This window comes from Halobacillus litoralis (assembly GCF_009856415.1).
Taxonomy (GTDB): Bacteria; Bacillota; Bacilli; order Bacillales; family Halobacillaceae; genus Halobacillus; species Halobacillus litoralis_C.
In genome coordinates this window covers 231,091-256,232 of record NZ_WMEZ01000004.1, presented here as the reverse complement: position 1 = coordinate 256,232, position 25,142 = coordinate 231,091, and the positions used below count along the sequence as shown (strand labels likewise).

Sequence of the window (25,142 nt, the reverse complement as noted above, 5' to 3'; positions counted from 1 at the left end):
TGAGATTTCCCTTTGCTTTAAGCAAATAAGATCCCTCAGAGACGATGAGGTTGATAGGTCCGAGGTGGAAGCGTGGTGACACGTGGAGCTGACGGATACTAATGGATCGATGACTTATCTATCTGATTGAATCATTCGTGAATGACATTACCTTTTCATAAAAGATGTTTCCTTATTCAGTTTTGAGGGTTCACCTCAAACTTTATATTGATGTGGTGGTGAAGGCGAAGAGGTCACACCTGTTCCCATGCCGAACACAGCAGTTAAGCTCTTCAGCGCCGATGGTAGTCGGGTTTACCCCCGTGAGAGTAGGACGCCGCCATATCATATACGACAACCTTTCAGGAACATTTCTGAAAGGTTGTTTTTTTATGGATATCATTGAGATATTTGATAAGATAATAATATACATAACATTTGTAAGTTTTATTAAGCTAAGCCAACAGTTGATTACATGTAAGCAAAACTGAAATGATGAAAAAGGATTTATTTATGAGGGGAAGGGTGTAGAGAATGGCCGAATTGGTGAGGAAGAGGAATACTTTTTGGAATTGGAAGTATGCCGTCATGTTTTTATTGATCCCAATTGGATTTTATTTCGTATCGTTAAAAGAGGAAATCGGTTTTCTTCAACATATCTTCTTTGTAGGGATTATTGTTTGGCTGGCATTCGTCGGAGTATTCGGCATTACCAACCGCTATGAGAGGCTAAAAACGTATGGATTCTTATATTTATCTAGCAGTCTTCTTTTTGCCTATTTAGGTCTTGTATTTATTTGGTAAAAATTGTTGAGTTTCTTAGTATTCCTCGTTATACTGAGTAAGAGAATGTATGTTCGGAGGGACCCCTATGCAACTAGTGCGCTGGAGCTACTCGAGAAGAAAAATGGTCCGAGGGTATTTTGATAAGTTTCCGCATTCTACAGTATATTTTAGACGAATACGAAGGTTCTATATTGTGTATATGGTGGATTGGGATGAAGCTGATCCTTTTGTTTCTCAGCAGGATCGTGAAGAAATGCAACATTTAATCAATGCAGAATTAGGTAGATTGAGAGAATATGAACAAAGAAAGTCGAGAAAGGGCTAACCCTCTCTCGACTTCTTCTTTTTATTCAACCATTATTCAGCTGGTAGCTCCCTATTCTTGCAGCCTCCGTTTTGAGACTATTGCATGAGGATATGGAGGTGAGGGAAGCGACTCACTTTCCGTTGGATTGGCAAGCCTCCTCGTACTTCATCCTGCAGGATCGCTACTTCTATTCCATAACCCGCAGCCAAATCCACTCACACAAATATCTCCCAATTGATTTTTCCTCATTCTTGCCATGACATTAAACAAGGTATTGAAGCTACTGCTCTTTTAAAGTTATGCCATCGCTTCCCAGGCGGCGTGCATCCCTGCGACCCTGCCGGTGACCATGGCAGAGGTGATATTGTATCCACCTGTGTACCCGTGGATATCAAGGATTTCTCCACAGAAATAGAGGCGTTCCATGAGCTTGGATTGCATCGTGTTCGGGATGATTTCTTTTATGGACACACCACCTCCTGTGACGAAGGCTTTTTCAATCGGCTGAGAGTCATGAACATGCACATGGAAATTCTTCAACATATGTGTGAAATTCCGTAATTTTTCATTTGAGATGTTCGCTGATTTTTCATCCGGAGATATTTCAGATTTTTCAAGAACGAAATCAAGCAGTCGTTCCGGCACCATGCCTTTGATTACATTTCTGAATGTTTTCTTTGAATGTTCTTCCATCATTTTTTGAAGCTTGCCTAATAGAACATTTTCTTTTTCATCAGGGAGCGCATCAATTTCAATGGTTACAGGTCGGTGTCCTTTCATGAATTCTTTCATCACATATTGAGAGCACCTTAAAATCGCCGGACCTGATAACCCAAAATGAGTAAACAGCATGTCCATCCGGTGTGTAACGATCTTTCTTCCTTTTTCATTTAAAACAGAAACATCCACGTCCCTGAGTGAGAGACCTTGTAATGTTTTGTTTTTAATAAATGGATCTTTGGAAAGAAGGGGCACCTCTGTAGGGAAAAGTTCCGTGATGGTGTGTCCCGCTTTTTTCGCCCATGCGTATCCATCCCCAGTCGAGCCCGTATGGGGTACAGCTTTACCACCTACTGCGAGGATCAGGGATCGGGTCACAATCTTTTCCTTTGATTTTAAAATAACTTGGTGTTCGTTTTCTCCGTAATGAATGGCGTCCACAGGAGTTTCTGTACGCACTTCAATATTCAACTCTTCCATACGATTCAAAAGGGCTTGGACTACATCTTTGGCCTTGTTACTGACAGGGAACATTCGCCCGTGATCTTCTTCTTTCAATGCGACGCCCAGACCTTCGAAAAAATCGATAATGTCATAATTATTGAATACAGAAAAAGGGCTGTACAAAAATTTTCCATTCCCCGGTATGTGTTTGATCACTTCATCTTCTGGAAGGCGGTTGGTGACATTACACCTTCCTCCGCCCGATATAGCAAGCTTTGTTCCTAGTTTTCTTCCTTTATCAATCAGTAGAGTATCGACACCTTGCTCGGCAGCCGCAATCGCAGCCATGAGTCCTGATGGTCCTCCACCAATGACAGTTACTTGGTAAGTCATGGATGTCTTCCTTTCTTAGGTCATTCGTTCCTTGTTCTTCCTTTATCTATGATAAAATAGATGAGGTCGATTCTACAATAAAATTGAAGGTGAAAAGCGAATTATGTCAAAGATACTTAAAGGTACGATGTTATTAACGGCCGGAACATTTTTGTCAAAGTTTCTAGGAATGATTTATACCGTTCCGTTTGAAAATATGGTAGGTACGGAAGGCACAGATTTATTTTCCATTGCTTACGTCCCTTACAGCATATTACTCAGTCTTTCCAGTCTGGGGGTACCTGTAGCTGTCTCCAAGTTTGTGTCAAAGTATAACTCCTTAGGGGACTATGAAACAGGTCGAAAGATGTTAAAAGCTGGTTTGACTCTTATGTCCATTACTGGTGTATTGGCATTCTTAATTTTATTCTTTTCTGCAGAACAGGTGGCTGCATGGACGATTGGTGAAAACTCTGATCGACTTGGACATGCCACGATGGTCATACAAATGGTCAGTTTTGCACTGCTTGTCATTCCACCAATGAGTATTACCAGAGGATTCTTTCAAGGACATGAATCCATGGCGCCTACAGCTGTTTCACAAGTGATCGAACAAATTGTAAGAATTGTGTTCTTACTGGCGTCTGTCTTTATTATTGTTCAAGTTCTACAAGGGCCGATTCCTCAAGCCGTCGGTTTTGCAACGTTCGCTGCATTCATTGGTGGAGTTGCTTCTTGTGTCGTCCTCTATTGGTATTGGAGAAAGCGAAAACCATTCTTGGATCGTCAGTTAGAGGCTCAAGAGTATACGTACGGTTTATCCAACAAGGAGATGTTCCAAGAGTTATTCGCCTATGCAGGCCCATTCATCTTAGTGGGTATTGCTACACCACTATATCAGCTTGTCGATCAGTTCACATTAGAAAAAGCGATCAAAGCTTCTGGTTTGGAATATAACAATGCTTTTTCGATTATCAATTTTCTGAGTCATAAATTGATCATGATTCCGGTTACGCTGGGCCTTGGCTTATCATTAGCTCTTTTACCGGCCATCACTCAGGCTTTTACTAAAAATGAGATGAACCGTTTAAATCATCAGATTAACCAGGCATTACAAATTGTTGCCTTATTAATCATTCCAGCTGTCGTCGGACTTTCAGTCGTTGCGTTCGAGGCCTATGGTACATTCTATGGAGTTGAGGATCTGGAGTATCGGGGGGATCTATTACGTTGGTATGCACCTGTCGGATTGTTCTTGGCCTTATATACAGTAACTTCATCGATCCTACAAGGGATCAATAAACAGAACTTTGCTGTCATAAGTCTTGGGACAGGTATTCTCTTAAAACTTGGACTGAACTGGTGGCTCATTCAACTATTTGGAGCAAAAGGAGCAATCATTGCAACAGGCATCGGTGTGTCTGCAGCGGTTATCCTTAACTTTGGACGTATTTTCACTTCCATTGAATTTTCCTACCAACAGTTGTTTAAGAGGACGTTACTCGTTCTGATTTTAACAACAATCATGGCCCTTGTAGTGCTCTTTATCAAATGGGTGCTTGGTTTTATTTTAGATCCTATGGAAAGTAGACTGGATGCACTGATTGTTCTGTTCTTGAGTATAGGTGCTGGAGGTCTTGTTTACCTGTGGTTGACCTATCAAACAACACTGCTTGAGCGTATCTTAGGCAATCGTGTACGTGTATTGGATCGATTTTTAAAAAGAGGATAAAAGGAGGTTTGCCGAAAATGAGAATTGATAAGCTTTTAGCCAATATGGGATATGGCACGAGAAAAGAAGTGAAAGCTCTTCTGAAGGGTGGAAACGTGCGAATTAATGGAAACCCCGAAAAAAGCCCGAAAACCCATGTGAATCCTAGTGAAGATCTGGTTACGGTAATGGGAGAGGAAGTGGAGTATAGAGAATACATTTATTTAATGATGAACAAACCAGGTGATTTAATATCTGCGACGGAAGATGCGCATGATCCAACAGTCATTGATATTTTGCAGCCAGAGGACCAGGTGTTTGACCCTTTTCCTGTCGGCCGACTGGATAAAGATACAGAGGGTTTGTTGTTGATTACGAATGATGGGCAGCTTAATCATCGACTAACTTCTCCTAAAAAAGATGTCGGGAAAACTTACTTCGCTGTCATTGATGGAAAGGTAACAGAAGAGGATATAAGGAAATTCTCTGAAGGGGTCACCCTGGATGATGGATACCATACCAAACCAGGCAAGTTAGTCATTATCGAATCCGGTGATGTTTCCGAAATAGAGTTGACCATCACCGAAGGTAAATTCCACCAGGTGAAACGCATGTTTGAAGCCGTTGATAAGAAGGTGACGTATCTTAAAAGGGTGATGATCGGTGAACTTGGGCTGGATGAGAATCTTGACCTTGGAGAGTACAGAGAATTGACAGATGAAGAAATTGACTATTTGATGGGAATCACAAACTTGGAACAGTAGACAGCTTTGAATGATGAACCAAAAAAACACCCGGAATTTTTTCCGGGTGTCATCTATATCCTCATCTTTTATGATATTTTGACTTTCTTTTCAGTGATTGTCCATTTTCCACGGTGCGGACTTGATACAAGCCCGTTGTATTCCAAAATGCTTAAGTCCCTCTGCATCGTTCGGTCAGTGATACCGAACTCGTCAGCTAACTCATTAGTCGATACTGTTCCCCTGTCTCTAATATAGAGATAAACAGCTTTAATCCGATTGAGCATGCGGGATGATGGATGATTCAAAAAACCACTCCTTAATCGTCATTGTATGGAACTTGTGGTGCATGTGAATCTCTGAAGTTGGTTTCATTCTACAATAATGAGACGGAACGTGCTACTATAATCGTTTTAATTTACAGATTATTCATCTAATTTACAAAATATTAAAAGTTAGGAGGCTCGAACTATGATTTTACTTCGGAAGATCTTTTTGAAAATGGTAAAAGTAAACAATACTGTCCTTTTTACTGCGAGTGCTCTTCTTATCCTTTTCTCAAGTATTTTAATTGTGGTTGTAGAAAATGATACATTCCCAACTCTTTTTGATGGCTTCTGGTGGGTGATGACGACAGTTACGACTGTAGGATATGGTGACTATTTTCCGGTGACGGTGGCAGGACGTTCCATTGCGATACTATTATATGTCATAGGTATTGGTCTTATTGGTATTGTGATAGGAAAAATTATTGATGGCTTAGCCATTTTTCGAAAAAAACGACTGGAAGGTGATATTGTGTATAAAGAGAGCGGTCATTTCGTCATTATTGGATGGTCTCAAAAAGCCCGTTTCGCGGTAAAGGAAATGATGGAAACAAATAAGGATTGCAATATTGTCATCATTGATCAATTAAAAGAAGCTCCCATTCTTACGGAAAACATCCACTACATAAAAGGCGATGCCTCAGATGAAGATACGCTGGAAAAGGCAAATATTTCTCAAGCAAAAGCCGTACTTATCTTTGCAGATGAGCGAATGGGAAATGAACAAATGACAGATGGGAAAACACTATTAATTGCTTCTTCTATTGAAACCGTTGCTCCGAATGTTCATACCATTGCGGAAATCATGGAAGAAAAACACGTGAAAAACTTCAAGCATGCCCAAATTGATGAATTCATCGTTTCCAATGAAACGATTTCTTCCCTTGCCGTACGTTCAGCTTTCAGAAAAGGTGTGTCTGGCATTTATGGACAGTTGCTGAAGAGATCGGTAGGCGAAGACTTATATTACATTCCCAAAAAAGGCAGTTGGAGAACCTATCGGGATGCTTTTCAATCTTTACTTGATGATGGTGCGACACTAATTGCAGATCGAAATGATCTAACTATCAATCGCAAATTGGATGAACCTCTACCGGATGATGCAGAGTTATATGCTGTATGTGACAAACCGACATATGAGAAAATTCTTAGTAAAGGAGAATGAGTATGGACTTTCATGCATTGAGTGAGAAGTACGAAAAAGAATATTTAGAGAACGTGATGGAGTTGCTTAAAATTCCGAGTGTATTCGAGGAAGACCCCGTGTATCCCTATGGCAAACCTATTCATGATGCGTTGGAAAAAATGTTGAGTATCGGGAAAGAAGACGGTTTTATTACCAAGAATGTTGATGGACATGGCGGCCACATTGAATTCGGAGAAGGAGATGAAATCATTGGTGTTCTAGGGCATTTGGATGTCGTCCCAGCAGGAGCTGGTTGGACCACATCCCCTTTTGAACCGACCATAAGGGATGGGAAGTTATACGCCCGAGGTGCTCAAGATGATAAAGGGCCTGTGATGGCTGCCTACATCGCTTTGAAACTTTTAAAAGATCAAGGGTTCGAGCCGAAGAAGAGAATTCGATTGATTCTTGGTACTGACGAAGAGCGAGATTGGAAGGGGATCGATCATTATTTTAAGAAGGAATCGATGCCTTCTCTAGGGTTCACCCCCGATGCCTCCTTTCCCGTCATTCATGCCGAAAAAGGGTTGTTAGACAGCTACATTACCTATCAGGTACCTGAAACTGAGGGGGAAACAAAGGTGATCTCCGTTCATGGTGGTGACCGTTTAAATATGGTCCCTGATGAGGCAGTGGCACGGATTGAATCCCCCATGAATGTAGACAGGGTTTTCAACGATTATTTAGCCAAACACAAGCTTGAGGGAACAATAAAGGCTACAGGCGGACAGTATGAGGTGAAAGTGAATGGGAATGCCGTGCATGCAAGCAAACCAGAAGAAGGTCTGAATGCCATCACTGCCCTATTACGATTCCTCCTATCCCTTCCGGTGAATGGTGAGTATGAAACGTTTATACAAAGGATCTATAAGGCTTTTGCAACCACCGATGGGGAAGGGTTGAATGTAAAGCAAAAGGATGAAGTTTCAGGTGCTCTCACTTCAAACCTTGGATCAATCGCTATGGATGAGCATACGTGTAAGCTAGGTTTCAACCTTAGGTATCCTGTGAGTGCAGATTATCGTGCCATTGATCAGAAATTAAAAGATCTTGCTGCAAAAAATGAGGGCACGTATGAAGTTTATGACCATCTGGCATCGATCCATCTTGAGAAGGATCATCCGTTTGTAACAACATTGCTTTCTGTTTATAACGAGGTCACAGGTGAAAAAGCAAAAGCCAAGACGATGGGAGGGGCGACCTATGCGCGAGCCCTTGAAGCGGGAGTTGCTTTTGGGGCTTTGTTCGATGATAGTCCGGATACAGCTCACCAAAAGGACGAACATGTAAGGATTTCCGATATGGTCAAAGCCATTGAAATCTACGCCCGAAGTCTATATCAATTGACAGTATAAAGAGAGGGACACGTGATGCCCGAACAATCTGTAGAGAAAACATATCGCTTTATTCAGATGTTTTACTTTTTTACTTTTTTTGCCTTCGGTTCAATCTTTCCTCTGTTATCTGTCTTTTTAGAAGAGGAGAAAGGGCTTAGTCACACACAAATAGGAATCGTTATCGCAGCCCTTCCCCTGGTCACCATTTTTATACAACCGGTTTGGGGGATGCTGAGTGACTATACAAGGAATCCAAAACGGTTATTGATGATCGCTTCCATTTTTGCTTCCGGGCTGGGAATCTTTTATCCTTGGTTGCAGTTGTTCCCCATTCTCTTACTAGGCATCATTTGTATTGCGTTGTTTCAGTCAGGGATCGTTCCTTTGTCTGACAGCTTATCCTTGAATTTTGTCCAAAGGAATGGAAAGGAATATGGCAATATCAGGCTTTGGGGAGCCGTAGGTTTCGCTGTGGCTGTATTTGTTTTAGGACGGTTGACAGAAGCAACTGGTTCGATGAATTGGATTTTTTATTCTTTTTCATTAGGATTACTTTTCGCCTTACTGACGTTATACGAATTCCCAAAACGAGCGGATGAGGTGACGGTTTCCTTCAAAGAAGGATTAACGACCTTACTCAAAGAAAAACCCTTCCTGCTTTTTCTTGTATCAAACTTTCTCATCTTTGGTCCGGTCTTAGCGAATAATTATTATTTTGGTACGTTTATTTTAGCTGTAGGAGGTACACTTTCAGGTGTGGGGCTTGCTTTTTTGCTTGCCGCTGGAAGTGAAGCTCCATTCATGAAATTCGCTCAAATGGTTATCAATCGTTTTGGTGTCCTATTTATTCTCATCTTCAGTGCATCTGTCTCTTGCTTAAGATGGTTGTTTTATTATTTTGAGCCTTCCAGTACAATCGTCTACGCAACGACGGTTGCCCAGGGGATCTCTGTAGGACTCTACATACCAGCTGCTCTCATTCTAGTTCGTGAACTTGCCCCGGACGACGTAAGAGCTACGGCGGTGGGTCTATATTCAGCTGTGGGGAACGGACTTGGGAATGCTAGTTTTACATTCATTGGAGGATTGGTGATTGATTTTTGGAGTGCATCTTTCATGTATGGTGTGTTTTCTTTTATGACTTTTTTAGGGATCCTCATTCTTCTGGTCGTTAATAAAATGGTTCAATCTGAAATGAAGGGGTGTATGACATGAGTCATTATTTTATTGGTATAAAAGTCCATTCTGAGCTTAGTGAAGAATTGATGAACTGGCAATCCATTCTTAGAGAGACGATGAACTATAAAGATTGGACGGCGAAAGAGGATTTGCATATTACATTAAAGTTTCTTGGGAGTTGTTCCGATGATAGGATTGAACGATATATCCAACTTTTGAAAAATGAAAGCTGGCCTTATGAGTTTTCATTAACTGTCGGCCCGGCCGGGGGGTTCGGTGATCAAAAGCGACCGAGGGTCTTCCATGCACAAGTGCAGAGGGCATCTTCCTTGTTAGGAATGAAAGAAAAAGTAGATGGTATTGGTGAAGAGTTAGGTTTTCAAAAGGAAAAACGTAAGTTCCATCCCCATATTACATTGGCGAAGAAGCAGCCAGAAGGGGGGTCACCTTTGATAGAGGTTTCCGAGGGCTCGATCCTTCTTGAAACGTATGAAATGGTTGTGAACGAATTTTCCATTTTCCGCATCCATCCTGGAAGCCATCCAAAATATGAAACAGTTGCGACGATTAAAGGTGGTCAGAAGATTTAATATGGCACAACTGATTAAATTAAATGATTATATTTCCAGATATGAAACGAATATCTATCAATATCCAAGCCAGTATGTAAAATTAAAAAATGACCATTGGAATAAGATGAAAAAAAAGTATGAGCAAGGGTGGATCGAAAAGACAAAAAAAGAAGTGCCAGTAAAAACAGAAGATGGGGAAAAAGGGATCAAGAAGTTTTTCAAAAAGAAACTGAGAGATGAAGGCCAGGAAAACAGTGAAGATTTGGTGAGCGAAGATGATTTTCCTTCCTCAATGGAAGAATTGAAACAATACTATTTAGATGGCTTAATCCCTTTTCAGTTGAAATGGGCTACGACCACTTTAAGGGAAAAATCGTTTCTAGACTCCTCTTACAAGGAAAATTCTGATTTGAAATTTTTTTTACAACGGTTTCCGGATACCTTTCTTCTTATGTTTGAGCCTGTTGTGCAAATGAAAAACGCAGAAGTAGAGATCGACCATCTGCTTATCGGTCCATCTGGTATTGATATCATCTTCCTTCTGTCTCACCCAAACGGCGAGGCCATTCATCCAACTTCAGAAAGTAGTTGGTTTATTGAAAAGGAAGGAGTGCAAAGCAAGGTACTGAGCCCGATGCACTCCCTCAGGAGAACGGAAACATTTGTAAAAAGCGTACTGAATAAATATCAATTGGACTTTCCCTATCGTAAAGTCGTCTTATCTAAAGACATACCATTTGCTTCGGGACAAGTTCCATATAGAACCGACTGGATTGGTAAGGATCGTTATTCCTCATGGTTGCATGAAAAAAGGACGGTAAGAGCTCCTTTGAAACATAATCAATTGAAGGTAGCCGAAGCTTTATTGAAACATTGCCGGACAATTGCTGTGAAACGTCCGGAATGGGACATGGACGAAAGTTTTACGGAAGGATGAGTTCCTTTTCTGGGACAGCCTGAGGCTTTCCGATGTAATAACCTTGACCAAAATCAACACCTAGTTGTTGAAGCCATTCCCATTCTTCCTGCAATTCGATCCCTTCAGCGAGAACGTGGATGTTCAAATGTTTCGCTCGTTCCATTACATCGAATAGAAAAGCTTGATTGTTCACATCCGAATGACAATTTTGAATGTAAGAACGATCGATTTTTAAATAATCCGGTTGAAGCAGACTGAGCATTTCTAATGTGCTGTAACCGGAACCGACATCATCCAATGCCACTTTCATTCCTGAAGCTTTATACGTTTCGAGGATGGATTTTAAATGTTCTACATCATCGATTTTCTCTGTTTCCACGACTTCAAAGACCAGATCTTCTGGATCAATGTTAAATTCTTTAACGATTTGGAACGTGTGCTTCAAGCAAAATTCTGGGACATAAATCGTCGATGGAAGAAAGTTGATGAAGATCTTATCCCCGGCATTCAGGTGTTCTGATTTTGCTCTTACGGCCGTTCTTCGTGCTTTTTGATCAAGCATAGACTGGAGCCCAGAGCGGCTGGCATATGAAAACAATTCCCCAGGTGGGACAGAAAGGTCTTTCGTCCGAAGCAGCGACTCATATCCATGAACACGGTTGTGTTTCATGTCAACAATCGGCTGTAAGTGCGATTGGAAGAGCCCGGAATGAATCAAATCCGCTAATTCAGGGTATTGCAATCTTTCATATAAATGCCGAATAGATATCGGAAATGATTGAGAACTTTCGGTGTTTAGAATATGTATCCAATAATCTGGTGTAGACGCTTCAAACCAATCAACTAGAGCAAGTCTTAATTCCTCTTTACTCCTATAGATATAAACTTTTGCCTCCGGGCTCTCATGATTGAGAGGAAGTGAAGGTTCCTTTCCTGCTTGATTGATGTGTTTGGGGTTCAACACTAACGCTCCCTGTTCCGGAATAAATACAGAAGTACCACAATATTGACAATCCTTCGCCAAAGTATATTCCTCCTTTTTTACTAATAGTATACTAGAATAATAGGTACGTTGTATAACGATATGATTTCATAAGTAGGAGAAATGTCTCATGTACATAATGATTGTCAATCCAGTAGCTGGTAATGGTAGAGCAATGAGCCTGTTTCGACGCATACAAAATGAACCGCTCTATAAAAAAGAGAATTGTCGGTCATTCTTAACTGAAGAACCCGGTCATGCAGAAAGGCTGGCTCTTCAAGTGACCCAAATCCATCATGAGACTTTGAAAGGAATTATTGTCCTTGGAGGGGATGGGACACTCCATGAAGTTGTGAATGGAATAAGAAATTATTTCGAAACTCCTGTTTGTTTCATACCCGCGGGTTCTGGGAATGATTTTGCCAGGGGGATTTCCTTGAAGAAGCGAGGATTAAAGCTGTTTCGATCTTATATGAGAAGTCCAAAGAAACCAAAGGTCTTTCTAGCAAGATACAGTCTTAATAACAGGCAGAAGCATGGTAGGCGTACGTTTATAAACAGTATCGGCTTTGGACTTGATGGTGTAGTGGTAGCGACAGCCAACCAGAAAAAATACCGCTCATGGACAAGAAGGCTTCATATAACTAAACTTACCTATCCAATAGCTCTTCTTCGATCTATATCGAAGGCCAAACCCGTCCATTTTGAACTTTTTCTTGATGGAAAACAAATGAACATCCATCAAGCCATGATGGTGACCATAACCAACCATCCTTATTATGGGGGTGGAATGAAGATAGCCCCAAAAGCGAAGATAAACAGTAAAGAAATGTCCGTCCTTGTAATCAAACCGATTTCTAAAAAGAAGCTGCTGGCCATGTTTATCAGCGTATTTTTAGGTTTGCACACAAAGATGAAGGAAGTGGAAGAGTGGAATGCTTCCTCTGTACATATAAGCTCAGAACAACCGCTTCCTTTTCAAGTGGACGGTCAAAGTGGCTCTTGCTTTGATTGCAGCATCAAGAAAGCGGAAACATCGACAACATTCTTCTCGGATTGATAGATATCTCTTGAAAGTTGACAGAATGATGGGTTAATCTAAAATAAGGTAACTGTTGAATCGGTATCATGACAATTTTGGATCATTACCAAAGTACGATATACTAGAACAACAAACAAAGACGTGATTCAATCACAAGAGGATTTGAGGAATTGAAGGTGAATTGGTTGGAACATATTCTTGGTAGTAATTGGACGATAACACCAGCAGGCGGTTCGACAGGAGAAGCCTACTACGCTCAGACCGAAGGGAAACGCTTATTCTTAAAGCGGAATTCTTCCCCATTTTTAGCTGTTTTATCTGCTGAAGGTATTGTGCCAAAGCTTGTTTGGACCAAACGGCTTGAAAACGGAGATGTAATTACAGCACAGGAATGGCTGGAAGGGCGCGAACTGAAGCCTGAGGAAATGAAACATAGACGTGTGGCAAACCTTCTTAGCAAAATCCACCATTCCACAGAACTTCTTGATATGCTCATGAGGCTCGGGAAACATCCGTTAACACCGGATGAAGTACTGAAAGATATAAAAGAAAACCAAAAGGTACTGGATCAAGTAGACCCACGTATCGAAATTCATCAAGCCATTAAGTTTTTAGAAAAACACGCCAACCATGTCCACCATGATGTTCACGTCGTTTGTCATTGCGATACGAATCATAATAATTGGTTGTTGTCTTCCAAAGACCAGCTGTACCTTATTGACTGGGATAACGCAATGGTAGCTGATCCAGCTCTTGATCTTGGAATGCTTTTGTATAATTACATCCCCGAAGATCATTGGAACGTCTGGTTAAAAGAATATGGAATCTACCCTGATTCTCATATGTTTGAACGAATGAAGTGGTACTCTGTATCGCAGGCATTAGCTTTCATACAATGGCATCAAATGAGAGGCGAATACGATGAAGCTTCCATCCGGACAGAGAAGCTGAAGAAAATTATGAAAAAGCATGAAATCATATAAAAAAGCTCCATCTGAATTTATTCAGATGGAGCTTTTTAAATTTTTTACATATTCAACTAAATGGCAGGATTGTGTAAGACTTGATTTCGAGACTTTTGTTGGAGTTTAGAGGCTCCGGGAAAAGGTTCGCTTTCCGTGGGCGAGTGATGAGCCTCCTCGAGCTAACGCTCTGCGGGGTCTCATCTACCACGCACTTCCCACAGGAGTCTCACCGTTTCCCTCCGCCCCTTTACCAAATGAGGTTCTCGAAATCCCTCTTATAGTAACCTGCCTAGTTGTGTTGTAAAATCCTGCTTAATCTGCGCCGGTATAGGATTTTTAACCATAAAAGCTCTTATTACTGGAAGGTAGTTTCGAGAATTTCTTCTGGCAAGTGGGCGGAGGGGAATGGCGAGACTCCTGCGGGAAAAGAGTGCATGGTGAGACCCCACAGGACGCAGTCCGAGGAGGCTCACCGCGCTCCCGCGGAAAGCGAGCTATTCCCCGAAGCCCCCTTCCACTCAGCAAACATCTCGAAACTGAGTTTTCAAGAATAGGGAGCGTTAGTGAAAGAGGAGAGGGTTTGATGAAAAAAACCGATGCTTACGCAACGGTTTTTTCAGTAGCTGGTGTATATTTAAGTTTCTTTTCTTTAACTTCAGCGCTCATCATTTCAGATAGTTTTTCAAAAGGGTATATAAATAGTGCATAGCCTGCGAAAAGGACAGAGAAAACAGCCAATACAGTCAGTTCAATCGTTTTAGAGATCATTTTCATAATTTCGATCATCACTCCTGTTTATTTAATAAGGCACGATATTAATGCTATATCAGTAAGCGCTTACAACCCAACCCCATAAACCATGCATATTTCTAAATTTATCGTTGATAATCATATTGGTGCATCATTAGCTCATGCATGTTCTTATATAGACGGGTTAGGTCTGTTTTTCCTCATATAACAAGGAAATTGAGAAAAATTTTTAATTTTAGCGGCTTCGTGGTACCATTTTATCGATAAGAAGGAGGAATCCATTACATGCGTTTAAGAAATAAACCATGGGCCGATGACTTTTTAAAGGAAAATGATCAAGTCGTCGTCCAACAACCGTTTGAAATGAAAGGGAAATGGAAGGAGCTTTTCGATAACCAAGATCAGCCCCTACATTTAGAAATAGGTTCAGGTAAAGGTCAGTTTATTGCTGGTATGGGAAAACAGCATCAGGATATAAACTTTGTCGGAGTGGAATTCGTGAAGAGTGTGATTGTCGGAGCGGTCAAGAAAGTGCTGGCAGCTGAAACCACCAATGTCCGTATGGTCAACGAAAATGCTAAAGACCTAAGGGATTTGTTTGAAGATAACGAAGTGGATCATATTTACTTGAACTTTTCAGATCCATGGCCGAAGAATAAACATGAAAAGCGCCGATTGACTTTCCATACGTTCTTAGAACAATATAAAGCCGTGTTGAAGGAAGAAGGGCAAGTTACATTGAAGACAGATAATAAAGGGCTCTTTGAGTATTCTCTTGTTAGTTTTTCGAATTTCGGTATGATTCTGGAAGATGTCTCCGTTGACTTGCATGCAGATGAAGACCCTTTAAATGTGCAGACAGAATATGAGGAAAAGTTTTCTGCTAAAGGACAGCCCATCTATCGTTGTACAGCACGTTTCCCTCAATGATACCGTTTTCATTAGCTCTAGTTATTATGATAAACTAGAGCTATCTTTGTTATTGGGAGGAGATTGCCGGTGGAAAACCTGAAAGTGGGACGGGCTTCATTGACATGGCTTAATGGTGGGGTGACTCACATGGATGGAGGAGCGATGTTCGGAGTAGTTCCGAAACCTTTGTGGAGCAAAAAATATCCCGTCAATGAAAACAATCAAATTGAATTGCGAACAGACCCAATTTTGTTAGAGGTTGATGGCAAGAAGATGCTTGTCGATTCAGGAATAGGCAATGAAAAGATGACAGATAAGCAAAAGCGGAATTTTGGAGTTTGGGAAGAGTCATCTGTCCTTGATTGTTTAGAAACCTTAAATATCAAGCCAGAAGAGATTGACGCATTGCTTATGACTCATATGCATTTTGATCATGCTTGCGGAATGACAAAATGGGAAGGTGAAAAGCTCGTTCCTACTTTTCCTAACGCTACCATTTATACGAGTGAAGTGGAATGGAATGAAATGCGCCATCCAAATATGAGGTCGAAGAATACGTATTGGCAAGCCAATTGGGAAGCTGTTGAAGGAAAGGTACATACGTTTAAAGATTCATTGGATGTGCTACCTGGTCTGAAGATGATTCATACGAGTGGCCATAGTCATGGACATTCGATCATCACTTTTGAAGATGGCGAGGATGTATTTATTCACATGGCAGATCTGATGCCAACTCACGCTCACCAAAATCCGCTCTGGGCGCTTGCGTACGATGATTATCCTGTAACTTCTGTTCATGAGAAGAAAAGGTGGATGGAGTATGGTTACCAACGTCGTGCGTGGTATGTTTTTTACCATGATGCCATATACAGAGCCTTGAAGTTTGATGAGGAAGGGCAGATTGTGGACAAACTTAATGAAAAAGAACATCACTACCAATAAAAAATACCCTCGGTTACGAGGGTATTTTTGTATTTAAGCTGTAGTTTCAGCAACGTCAACAATGGTTCCTGTTTCCGTATCGATGTAAAATTCAAATTGAGATGTTTCGCCGTCCTGGTTTTTTGAAATCCCTCCACGGTACACATCGTAATTAATTCCGTTTTTGTTCAATTCTTCAGGCTTCATGTAAATCCATGACCCACTGATCGGTCCTTGCTTTTTAAAAGCTTCTTTAGCAATTTTCAAGGCTTTTTCAGGAGTCACTCCTTGGCCATTACTTAATTGCTCTTTTACTACGTAGCCTGCCAATGCTCCTACACCAGCTGCTAGTGCGACTTTTTTCCAGTTCATCAACCAATCACCTCACAACTTATTTCTAATCTTCAGTATACTAAATATTCCCGATAAAAGGAAATCAAAACTTATAAACGTGACTCATTTGTAGAAACGTTTTCAAAATTCCGTTAAACTATGGGAAGAAGGAAAAAAAGGAGATGTACATAATATGAATCAAGAAACGCAAAGTCTTTTTAAAACATTGACCGAACTTCCGGGCGCGCCTGGAAATGAACACCTTGTCCGTCAATTCATGAGACAAGAACTTGAAAAGTACTCGGATGAGATTGTACAAGACCGTTTGGGTGGCGTTTTTGGATTAAAGAATGGAAAAGGACCTACTGTCATGGTGGCAGGTCATATGGATGAAGTAGGTTTCATGGTTACACAAGTTACGGATAACGGTATGCTTCGCTTCCAAACCCTTGGAGGGTGGTGGAATCAGGTTATGCTTGCACAGCGTGTTCAGGTTATGACAGAGAAAGGTCCTGTAGTAGGAGTGATCGGCTCCATCCCTCCACATAACTTGACACCAGAACAACGGAAAAAGCCAATGGAAATTAAAAATATGCTCATTGACATTGGTGCAGATGACAAAGACGATGCCAAGAGTATTGGTATAAAGCCAGGGCAGCCTATTGTACCAATCTGTCCATTCACTCCGATGGCTAATGAAAAGAAAGTGCTGGCAAAAGCGTGGGACAACCGTTATGGTTGCGGCCTTTCCATTGAGCTCTTAAAAGAATTGCAAGGTGAAAAGGTTCCGAACAAACTTTATTCAGGTGCTACGGTTCAAGAGGAAGTTGGACTGCGGGGAGCACAAGTAGCCGCAAACATGATTCAGCCAGACATTTTTTATGCGTTAGATGCGTCCCCTGCCAATGATATGAGCGGGGATAAGAAGGAGTTTGGCCAGTTAGGTAAGGGGGCACTCCTAAGAATTCTAGATCGTTCAATGGTTACACATAGAGGGATCCGTGAATTTATTCTTGATACTGCTGAAACCCATGATATTCCTTATCAGTATTTTGTTTCTCAGGGGGGAACGGATGCAGGAAGAGTTCACATGGCGAACGATGGGGTTCCATCTGCGGTCGTCGGTGTATGTTCCCGTTACATCCATACATCTTCCTCCATCATTCATGTGGATGACTATGCTGCAGCGAAAGAGCTCCTGGTCAAACTGGTAAAAACAACAGATCAAAACACCGTGGACCAAATCAGAAGAAATGTATAATGAAAATGGAAGTCACGCCAGCTGATTTCAGCCGGCGTGACTTTATGCTAAAATTGGTGAACATGTCCCATTGATCTTGTATGAAGAACGTAATCAAGAGAGATAATGGCAATAAACGGCTAGAGAAGGAGAAAGGTGCTCGCTATGCTGAAAATTTATGTGGGATCCCAAAACCCTACGAAAATTGAATCCGTAAAAAGTGTATTTCCGGAGATGGAAGTCATCGGAATGGAAGTAGAATCTAAAGTTGCCGCTCAACCTTTTTCTGATGAAGAGACATTAGAGGGAGCCATCAACCGGGCGAGGGAATGTGCATCCCAAAATAAAGCTCATATAGGAATTGGGCTTGAAGGTGGAGTCATGGAGATTGAAGATGACCTTTATTTATGTAATTGGGGGGCACTCGTAGACAGTAAAGAGAACGTCTATACAGCGAGTGGTGCTCGTATCCTTCTTCCTGATGAAATTAAAGCAGGATTGGAAAAAGGCAAAGAGCTTGGAGAGGTCATGGATGAATATACGGATAAGCACGATGTAAGAAAAAACGAAGGGGCTATCGGTATTTTCACAAATGGTGTCATTCATAGGGAAGAAATGTTCACTCATGTAGTGAAATTATTAAAAGGGCAGTGGTCCTACCATCAATAAGAAAAGGATGCATCTTCATTAGATGCATCCTTTTCCTATCTCTAATCATTGGTTTATATAAGATCCCGATTGTGGAAGACTCAGTTTCAAGATAACAGGGCTTCGTTTGCCATATCGGCAGTCAGGGGCGGTTGGGAAGCTACCCGCTTTCCTGTGGGGATGACGGCAAGCCTCCTCGAGCTTCGCTCTGCGGGGTCTAGCCAGTCGGTCCATTCCCACGGGAGTCTCGCAGCTTCCCAATCACCCCATTCCATGTATATGAGAAACGAACCCCTTTACCAAGTTGGATTGTCTTCCACTATCCAGTTGTTAGAAGCATAAAGAGCTCTGTATCAAGCTTTCAGGATTCATGAATTCCTGGAATGGCTAGTTTAACTTTATACTCCCATCAAGGTGGGTAGCTACTTATCCGAGAGGTGGTTTCGAGTCACTGAATATGGGAAAGGGGCGGAGGGGAATGTGGAGACTCCTGCGGGAAGAGAGTGCTTGGTGAGACCCCACAGGACGCAGTCCGAGGAGGCTCACCGCGCTCCCGCGGAAAGCGATTCATTCCCCGCAGCCCCCTAAACTCCCACAAAAGTCTCGAAATCAAGTTTTCACAATCCTGCCAGATACTTTAATAACCTATGAGAGGCTTATTCGTATAAGTAGGTAAGGACTTCAAGGGCTTGATCAAGAGTTTCAACGGTTACATCCGCCTGGTTAGATAATTCTTTAAGTGGATGAACAAGAGATTCAGGTCTTACTAAAATCAACGGCTTTCCTGCTTGGATGGCAGCACCTGCATCCATAGCCGTATTCCACTGTTTGTAAGACTCGCCGAAATAAGCAAGGACGGCGTCAGATTTTTGGAGCAGGACACGTGTTCTGAAATTATTTACGCTGGATGCGGCATCGTCACGATAGACTTTATTTGGCTGTTCACCTAGGATCTTTTCCCCGATATCGTCAGAAAGCGCATGATTCTCTTGAGGACCTACAAAGTGGATGGATAACTTGTCTTTTTCTGCTTTTTTTCTTATTTCATTTCGCCAATCATCATGGATCTGACCTGCTAGATAAATAGTTAATTCCATTGGTTCATCCTCCTTTAATTTCCCTTTTCATTAGTATGAAAGATGTGAAAAAGGAAGTCCAGCAAAGTATCTTTTGCTGGACTTCCTGATGTTCATGAAGAAAGCCTTTCTTCTTCATGGATAGGTTCTATTTTTTTATGTGGTTCTGAGTCTGGATCTTCTTTGATTTCTGTTGTTTCCAATTGGTCTTCTGCTTCCTCAAATGCGCCATCACCGCGATCGCCAAGTTCGATTCCTTCCTGAGTCTCATCTGGATCTGCTTCTATTGTTTGATTTTCATTGATGTTGAACTGGCTGATTTCAGCAGATAGTTCCTGAGAAAGTCCTTGCAGGTCAGTAGCTGAATGGTGAACTTTTTCAATGGAGGTTAATTGATTTTCACTAGAGGCCGCAACTTCCTCTGCTGTAGCTACTGCTTCCTCAGAAATCACACTAATGCTGTGCAACCTTTCTTTTACTTCCTCATTAACACGATCCACACCATGGACGGCTTCATTCACCTCTTGAATTTGTTTATTCATAGATTGTACATAGCTGGCGATCCGGTCGAATGCATCTTTGGTTTGCGTGACAGCTTGATCTTGAGAAGTTTGGAAGTGTTTAAATTTCTCTGCCTCATCAGAAAGAGTCGTCATTTGAATGGACATGGTCGTGACCATGTCTTGAATGCTTCCAGCCTCCTGTTTCGACCTCTCCGCTAATTTTCTGACCTCATCAGCAACAACGGCAAAGCCTTTTCCTGCTTCTCCAGCTCTGGCTGATTCAATAGCTGCATTTAAGGCTAAGAGATTTGTACTGTCTGCAATCCCTTCAATCGTTGTGACCACTTTATTTACTTCTTCAGATTTTCTTGAAGCGTTCTGAACTTCCTCAGTCATGTGTGAAGCAAGTTCGATAAAGTTTCTGGAAGTCTTTTCTAACTCAGCGACTGTTTGTAACCCCGCTTGTCCTTCGGTTTCTGCTTCCACCAGTTTCGATTCGATCGTTTCCGTTGCTTTTTTAGTATCGATAATAGCTTCTGTGACTTGCTGGATGAATTGATGAGTTTCATCAATTTTTTGAGCTTGATCCTGAGATCCAGCTGCTACCTGGCTAATGGCTTCGTTCACTTCTTCTGCTTGATTTGCCGTCTGATCAGAAATTGAAGCCAGACTTTCAGAAGATGTGTTAAGGATACCTGTGGCTTGAAGGACTTTACGAACGGATTGTTCCATTCTGTCGGCCATGTGGTTGAACTGTAATCCTAGCTCAGCCATCTCGTCTTTTGAAGTTAAATCCACACGATGAGACAGGTCGCCCTCCCCAATAATCGTGGCACTTTCCTTAAGACTATTGATAGATCTTTTTATCGAACGAATTAAGAAGAATCCCGTGGTTAAGATGACTACTAAAATGATTCCACCAATAATAGCAAGTAATGTTGTTAACCATTGCTGTCGCTGTTTTTGGTCTTCAAGCATGGAGGTATTCAATTCATTTGCTGTCGACATGACCAGATCCACTTGATTGGAAACATCGTTAGCAATACCTTCAAAGGATACCCGGATGGCATTGGCTTGCGTAAATGTATTATCCATGGAGTTGATCGTCTGTTCATATTTTAAAAGGTTTCTGTTTAGAGTGGAAGACTGCTCGGCATCAAAATCCATTCGTTTAATCGTGTCTTTGAAATTTTGAGAGCTGGTTTTAAATGCTGATAAATGCTCGGAGTTTGGCTCATTGATGTAATTTCGTTCACTTACCTTCATGGCGAGTAAAGAATTTTTCAAAGGGTCATTATTCACGGACTCGATGACTCCATTGAAATTCTTATAAGACGATTGAATATGTTGATGCAGCCCTTGATCTTCCGTAAACCCTACTAATTTATACATATTGACCAAAGGACCTAATTCTTCTTCATATTGAACGGCTTTCTTAGTAATTTCATTAAATTGACTTTCGATCTCAGGATAACTCTTATACGCATCGGCAAAGTTAGTGGATGTTTCTTTTACGGATTGAATGGCTGCGGCTGTCGCCTCCCCTTGCTCAGCACTCGGGTTATGAAAGAACTTTTGTTGCTCAATCAAGGTTTTAGACATTAAGTAGTTAATTTCTTGACTATCAGCGAGTGACTGTTGTACCTCTTTCGTACGTTGTGCCATCTCTTTTTGTTCTTGAAAGAAATATGTAGAGAAACCAAAAATGGCAAAAATTCCAACAATCGCTACGATTAACAGAAAACGCATCCGGCCTTTTATCGACTTCATTCGACCCCTCCTCTTAAAATTTCACAAATTTCTTTATATACTGATTAATTATAGATCTTTTTATCTAGTAAAACAATAGAAGGGGCAACCAAAGACGTGAGCCTTTTAGATTATATTGGTCAACGTAAGTGTATTTACACCTGTTTGAATTGGGTGTATGATAGTTTTGGTCAGTTCAGGAGGTTGGGTAATGCTTACATTTTTAAAAAGAAAAGGGGTCCAATTGTCTTTTCAGGCTTATTTTGTCACAGCATTAAGCTACATGGCATTGGGGCTATTTTCTTCACTAATTATTGGATTAATTATTAAAACAATTGGCGAGCAGACAGATATAATCGTTCTTTCTGAATCATTTACTGAGATGGGTACTTTTGCAATGGACACGAAAATATGGGGCGGAGCCATCGGAGCTGCCATTGCTTATGGTCTTAAAGCTCCTCCGCTCGTAATTTTTGCAGCCTTATTCAGTGGAGCCGCCGGGGCAGAGCTGGGTGGCCCTGCAGGAAGTTATATCGCAGCTTTATTAGCGACGGAATTCGGAAAAATCGTTAGTAAAGAAACAAAGATTGATATTATATTGACGCCTTTTGTCACCATTATTGTGGGTTATAGTGTAGCAGCAGCGATCGGGGCCCCGATCGGACGTTTTATGGCAGGGGTAGGGAGCATCATTAATTGGGCAACGCAACAGCAGCCCATCATCATGGGAGCACTTGTGGCTGTTTTAATGGGGATTGCTTTGACAGCACCTATATCCAGCCTGGCCATTGCTTTGATGCTCTCTTTAGAAGGTGTGGCAGCAGGAGCGGCTACCGTTGGGTGTGCAGCACAGATGATCGGTTTTGCCACCATCAGTTACAGAGATAACGGATTTGGCGGAGCTCTGGCTCAAGGAATCGGAACATCCATGCTACAAATTGCGAACGTAGTGAAAAAACCTATTATCATTCTTCCTCCAACCATAGCAGGAGCTATTTTGGCTCCTATTGCAACCGTGTGGTTAAGTGTAGAAAACAATGCGGCCGGTTCAGGAATGGGGACAAGCGGTTTTGTCGGACAAATTATGACATTCGAATCCATGGGTTTTTCCTGGGAAATCTTCTGGATCATCATTAGTTTTCATTTTATAGGTCCAGCCCTGATCAGTTATCTTGTTGCCTTGTGGTTCCGCAAAAAAGGGTGGATTCAACCAGGTGATATGATTATTCAATACGATTGATGGTGTGCTAGAATAACGTTGGAGGTGACCTGAAAATGATTACACTAGAATCAGATCAACAAATGAAAGAACTTCAAAATAATGAATCAGTCATATTCTTATTCTCTGCAGACTGGTGTCCAGATTGCAGGGTTATTGAACCATTCCTTCCAGAGTTGGAGGAAAAGTACACAGCTTGGGAATTCGTATACGTCGATCGCGATCAATTCATCCACATTTGCGCAGAAAACGATGTGTTCGGAATCCCAAGTTTCCTCGCATTCAAAGATGGCGAAGAAGTCGGTCGCTTCGTCAGTAAGGACAGAAAAACAAAAGAACAGATCGAAGAATTCATTATTAAACTTGACCAGTGAAAAAACAGGCCGTGCAAAAGCACGGCCGTTTTTTTCTTCCCCCATTTCTCCCACTGTCGCTCCCTTATTGTTTAAGAGTCAGTTTGAATTATTTGAAGGGGATTAGAGTCTCCCCAAACGCGCAGGAGTTCAGGTCTACTCACATAAACATCTCAAAATCGATTCTTCCACAATCCTGCCATTCGTTTGAATAGCGTTGGGCTTTTGTTATGTAAGGGGAAATGTGTATAATAGAACACGATGTAGTTTGAAGAAACGAAAATAGTAAATAAATTCTTTCTTCCCATAATAAAGGAGGAAAAAAGATGAAAATGACAAGTATTAAGATGAAGAAAAAACTTGAAGAACGTCTATCGAATGACCAATGGAAAACGACATTCAATAGAGATAAAGATACATTCCGTGTCGAGTGGAGCCACTCAGGAAAAGGAATAACTATTACGTTGCCTAATGTCATTTCAAAGTATGAAGCACGCGGAGAAGAAGCCATTGATGAACTTGAAGACCATGTGAAAGAAGCGCTTCGAGTGATGAATGAAGATCATAAGCTGACAGGAAAAGAACAGCACATTTTCCCTGTCATTCGAGCCGCTTCTTTTCCGACGGAAACCGAGCAGGGGAAAAAGTTGATTTATGTCGATCATACGGCAGAAACACGTATCTATTATGCTCTCGACCTAGGCAAATCTTATCAATTAATTGATGAGAAAATGTTGGAAGACGAGGGTTGGTCTCTAGACAGGATCAAGGAAGTGGCTGGTTTTAATGTGCGCTCTCTTCCTGTTGAGATGAAAAAAGACAGCGTATATGGGAATGACTTTTATTTCCATTCAGCAAGGGATGGCTATGATGCAAGTCGTATCCTAAATGAAGCCCTTCTTGAGAAGCTCAAAGCAGAGTGTAAAGGAGAGCTTGCCATCAGCATTCCTCACCAGGATGTCATTATCTTTGCAGATGTCCAAAATTCAGAAGGGTATGATATATTAGCTCAGATGGCTATGAAATTCTTTGCAGAAGGAACGGTGCCTGTTACCTCCTTGTCGTTTTTATATGAGGATAAGCAGCTGGAACCGATTTTCATTCTTGCTCAGAAGAAACCGAATAAGGATCGAAAGGAAGAGTAGAACATGGATGTATTTTACAACAAGCAAGGAATCGGAGATGTCCTGATCATTCCAATCAAGGAAGGTAACCGTGATACTTTTAAACAGGAAGCATATGGGGATGTAGTGAAAATAACGGATAGCAAGGACGGTTCTTTGCTCGGCTACAATATCTTCAACGCTTCTAAGTATTTTAATATCGGTGGGCAAGGGAAAATGCGTTTGACCGAAGAGATGCTATCTCCAATCAAAGACCTATTTACAAAGAATCAGCTTGACGATGTTCTTGACTTCGATTTAAGTCCTAAGTTCGTCGTTGGATACGTGAAGGAAAAAGCGGGGCATGAGAACGCCGACAAATTAAGTGTCTGCCAAGTGGATGTTGGAGATGAAACGCTGCAAATTGTCTGTGGTGCTCCGAATATCGATCAGGGGCAGAAAGTCGTTGTTGCTAAAGTAGGAGCGGTTATGCCTGGTGGTATGAAAATCAAAGATGCAGAGTTGAGAGGCGTTCCTTCATCAGGCATGATTTGTTCCGCAAAAGAATTGAATCTACCAGATGCACCAAAAGAAAAAGGGATATTGGTTCTTGACGAAGATGCTGTTATTGGACAGCCTTTTGAAGTTTAATCAGGATACAGATAAGCAAAGTAGCCCAGCTGCTTTGCTTTTTTTGATTCAAAAGTCATTTTTAAAGGTATTGTAAACCAACCACTGCCTCAAACCTGTTAAAATAGGGATAAT

General features: G+C 41.4%; 26 protein-coding genes and 2 rRNA genes. 21 read left to right on the top strand and 7 right to left on the bottom strand.

Features of this window, described 5'->3' with window-relative positions; genetic code table 11:
* The 4 genes from GLV98_RS13055 to GLV98_RS13040 all read left to right on the top strand — a co-directional run.
* Nucleotides 1–122: ribosomal RNA gene (locus tag GLV98_RS13055) — 23S ribosomal RNA — on the top strand; the annotation flags it as partial.
* Between the two features lie 89 nt (nt 123–211).
* Nucleotides 212–325 (top strand): 5S ribosomal RNA (gene rrf / locus GLV98_RS13050).
* A gap of 188 nt (nt 326–513) precedes the next feature.
* Nucleotides 514–783: a hypothetical protein gene (locus tag GLV98_RS13045; protein WP_160915871.1), complete on the top strand. Its 270-nt coding sequence runs from the start codon at nt 514–516 to the stop codon at nt 781–783.
* 67 nt (nt 784–850) lie between these two features.
* Entirely contained in the window at nt 851–1,090 is a 240-nt protein-coding gene (locus GLV98_RS13040) for a hypothetical protein (RefSeq protein WP_237417132.1), read from the top strand.
* Nucleotides 1,091–1,369: 279 nt separating this feature from the next.
* On the opposite strand, the gene GLV98_RS13035 is transcribed toward GLV98_RS13040, so the two are convergent.
* Nucleotides 1,370–2,629 (bottom strand): NAD(P)/FAD-dependent oxidoreductase, encoded by a 1,260-nt coding sequence (locus GLV98_RS13035; protein ID WP_160915869.1) that lies wholly within the window; start codon nt 2,627–2,629, stop codon nt 1,370–1,372.
* 103 nt (nt 2,630–2,732) lie between these two features.
* On the opposite strand from GLV98_RS13035, the gene GLV98_RS13030 reads away from it, so the two are divergent.
* Together GLV98_RS13030 and GLV98_RS13025 are read left to right on the top strand one after the other, a co-directional pair.
* Nucleotides 2,733–4,340 carry a putative polysaccharide biosynthesis protein gene (locus tag GLV98_RS13030; RefSeq protein ID WP_160915867.1) on the top strand — a complete coding sequence of 536 codons (1,608 nt, stop codon included), beginning with the start codon at nt 2,733–2,735 and terminating at the stop codon, nt 4,338–4,340.
* Between the two features lie 17 nt (nt 4,341–4,357).
* Complete coding sequence (locus GLV98_RS13025; protein WP_160915865.1) at nt 4,358–5,083, top strand: pseudouridine synthase; 726 nt, start codon at nt 4,358–4,360, stop codon at nt 5,081–5,083.
* 68 nt (nt 5,084–5,151) lie between these two features.
* On the opposite strand, the gene GLV98_RS13020 is transcribed toward GLV98_RS13025, so the two are convergent.
* Nucleotides 5,152–5,349, bottom strand: a complete 198-nt coding sequence (locus GLV98_RS13020; protein ID WP_370551134.1) for a DeoR family transcriptional regulator — start codon at nt 5,347–5,349, stop codon at nt 5,152–5,154.
* Nucleotides 5,350–5,533: 184 nt separating this feature from the next.
* Between GLV98_RS13020 and GLV98_RS13015 the strand changes: the two genes are divergently transcribed.
* From GLV98_RS13015 to GLV98_RS12995, 5 genes are read left to right on the top strand one after another with little or no spacing between them, the layout of a single operon-like run.
* Nucleotides 5,534–6,553 carry a potassium channel family protein gene (locus tag GLV98_RS13015; protein ID WP_160915863.1) on the top strand — a complete coding sequence of 340 codons (1,020 nt, stop codon included), beginning with the start codon at nt 5,534–5,536 and terminating at the stop codon, nt 6,551–6,553.
* Nucleotides 6,554–6,555: 2 nt separating this feature from the next.
* Entirely contained in the window at nt 6,556–7,929 is a 1,374-nt protein-coding gene (pepV, locus tag GLV98_RS13010; RefSeq protein WP_160915861.1) for a dipeptidase PepV, read from the top strand.
* A 15-nt stretch (nt 7,930–7,944) separates the two neighbouring features.
* Complete coding sequence (locus tag GLV98_RS13005; RefSeq protein ID WP_160915859.1) at nt 7,945–9,126, top strand: MFS transporter; 1,182 nt, start codon at nt 7,945–7,947, stop codon at nt 9,124–9,126.
* The gene (gene thpR / locus GLV98_RS13000; RefSeq protein ID WP_160915857.1) at nt 9,123–9,680 is read left to right on the top strand and encodes an RNA 2',3'-cyclic phosphodiesterase; all 558 of its coding nucleotides are present in this window, start codon (nt 9,123–9,125) and stop codon (nt 9,678–9,680) included. The genes GLV98_RS13005 and thpR overlap by 4 nt, the downstream gene beginning before the upstream one ends.
* A 1-nt stretch (nt 9,681) precedes the next feature.
* Nucleotides 9,682–10,599, top strand: coding sequence for an NERD domain-containing protein (locus tag GLV98_RS12995; protein WP_160915855.1), 918 nt, complete (start codon nt 9,682–9,684; stop codon nt 10,597–10,599).
* On the opposite strand, the gene GLV98_RS12990 is transcribed toward GLV98_RS12995, so the two are convergent.
* Nucleotides 10,586–11,605, bottom strand: a complete 1,020-nt coding sequence (locus tag GLV98_RS12990) for an EAL domain-containing protein (RefSeq protein WP_160915852.1) — start codon at nt 11,603–11,605, stop codon at nt 10,586–10,588. The two genes, GLV98_RS12995 and GLV98_RS12990, sit on opposite strands and share 14 nt — an antisense overlap.
* 88 nt (nt 11,606–11,693) lie before the next feature.
* Here GLV98_RS12990 and GLV98_RS12985 point away from each other — a divergent pair, with 88 nt between their 5' ends.
* Together GLV98_RS12985 and GLV98_RS12980 are read left to right on the top strand one after the other, a co-directional pair.
* Complete coding sequence (locus GLV98_RS12985; protein WP_160915850.1) at nt 11,694–12,623, top strand: diacylglycerol/lipid kinase family protein; 930 nt, start codon at nt 11,694–11,696, stop codon at nt 12,621–12,623.
* 158 nt (nt 12,624–12,781) lie between these two features.
* Entirely contained in the window at nt 12,782–13,588 is an 807-nt protein-coding gene (locus GLV98_RS12980; protein ID WP_337193752.1) for a phosphotransferase family protein, read from the top strand.
* Between the two features lie 582 nt (nt 13,589–14,170).
* On the opposite strand, the gene GLV98_RS20020 is transcribed toward GLV98_RS12980, so the two are convergent.
* A complete protein-coding gene (locus tag GLV98_RS20020; RefSeq protein WP_202410053.1) occupies nt 14,171–14,356 on the bottom strand; it encodes a hypothetical protein in 186 nt (61 codons plus the stop codon).
* A gap of 249 nt (nt 14,357–14,605) precedes the next feature.
* Here GLV98_RS20020 and trmB point away from each other — a divergent pair, with 249 nt between their 5' ends.
* Nucleotides 14,606–15,250, top strand: coding sequence for a tRNA (guanosine(46)-N7)-methyltransferase TrmB (gene trmB, locus GLV98_RS12975; RefSeq protein ID WP_160915848.1), 645 nt, complete (start codon nt 14,606–14,608; stop codon nt 15,248–15,250).
* 69 nt (nt 15,251–15,319) lie between these two features.
* Nucleotides 15,320–16,174 (top strand): YtnP family quorum-quenching lactonase, encoded by an 855-nt coding sequence (locus GLV98_RS12970; RefSeq protein ID WP_160915846.1) that lies wholly within the window; start codon nt 15,320–15,322, stop codon nt 16,172–16,174.
* A 33-nt stretch (nt 16,175–16,207) separates the two neighbouring features.
* On the opposite strand, the gene GLV98_RS12965 is transcribed toward GLV98_RS12970, so the two are convergent.
* The gene (locus GLV98_RS12965) at nt 16,208–16,525 is read right to left on the bottom strand and encodes a PepSY domain-containing protein (RefSeq protein ID WP_075034533.1); all 318 of its coding nucleotides are present in this window, start codon (nt 16,523–16,525) and stop codon (nt 16,208–16,210) included.
* Between the two features lie 154 nt (nt 16,526–16,679).
* Between GLV98_RS12965 and GLV98_RS12960 the strand changes: the two genes are divergently transcribed.
* Nucleotides 16,680–17,747 carry a M42 family metallopeptidase gene (locus tag GLV98_RS12960; protein ID WP_160915844.1) on the top strand — a complete coding sequence of 356 codons (1,068 nt, stop codon included), beginning with the start codon at nt 16,680–16,682 and terminating at the stop codon, nt 17,745–17,747.
* 147 nt (nt 17,748–17,894) lie between these two features.
* Nucleotides 17,895–18,395: a DUF84 family protein gene (locus GLV98_RS12955; protein ID WP_160915903.1), complete on the top strand. Its 501-nt coding sequence runs from the start codon at nt 17,895–17,897 to the stop codon at nt 18,393–18,395.
* A 635-nt stretch (nt 18,396–19,030) separates the two neighbouring features.
* Here the strand turns inward: GLV98_RS12955 and GLV98_RS12950 are convergent.
* Both GLV98_RS12950 and GLV98_RS12945 read right to left on the bottom strand, forming a co-directional pair.
* Nucleotides 19,031–19,471, bottom strand: coding sequence for a YtoQ family protein (locus GLV98_RS12950; protein ID WP_160915841.1), 441 nt, complete (start codon nt 19,469–19,471; stop codon nt 19,031–19,033).
* Nucleotides 19,472–19,563: 92 nt separating this feature from the next.
* Entirely contained in the window at nt 19,564–21,723 is a 2,160-nt protein-coding gene (locus GLV98_RS12945) for a methyl-accepting chemotaxis protein (protein ID WP_160915839.1), read from the bottom strand.
* A 190-nt stretch (nt 21,724–21,913) separates the two neighbouring features.
* Between GLV98_RS12945 and GLV98_RS12940 the strand changes: the two genes are divergently transcribed.
* The 4 genes from GLV98_RS12940 (at nt 21,914) to ytpR (ending at nt 25,028) form a co-directional block, all read left to right on the top strand.
* On the top strand, nt 21,914–22,942 hold the full coding sequence (locus GLV98_RS12940) for a PTS transporter subunit IIC (RefSeq protein WP_160915837.1): 1,029 nt from the start codon (nt 21,914–21,916) through the stop codon (nt 22,940–22,942).
* 35 nt (nt 22,943–22,977) lie between these two features.
* The gene (locus GLV98_RS12935) at nt 22,978–23,295 is read left to right on the top strand and encodes a thioredoxin family protein (RefSeq protein ID WP_160915835.1); all 318 of its coding nucleotides are present in this window, start codon (nt 22,978–22,980) and stop codon (nt 23,293–23,295) included.
* Nucleotides 23,296–23,600: 305 nt separating this feature from the next.
* Nucleotides 23,601–24,419 carry a DUF1444 domain-containing protein gene (locus GLV98_RS12930; protein WP_160915833.1) on the top strand — a complete coding sequence of 273 codons (819 nt, stop codon included), beginning with the start codon at nt 23,601–23,603 and terminating at the stop codon, nt 24,417–24,419.
* A 3-nt stretch (nt 24,420–24,422) separates the two neighbouring features.
* The gene (gene ytpR / locus GLV98_RS12925; RefSeq protein ID WP_160915831.1) at nt 24,423–25,028 is read left to right on the top strand and encodes a YtpR family tRNA-binding protein; all 606 of its coding nucleotides are present in this window, start codon (nt 24,423–24,425) and stop codon (nt 25,026–25,028) included.
* Nucleotides 25,029–25,142 lie beyond the last annotated feature (114 nt).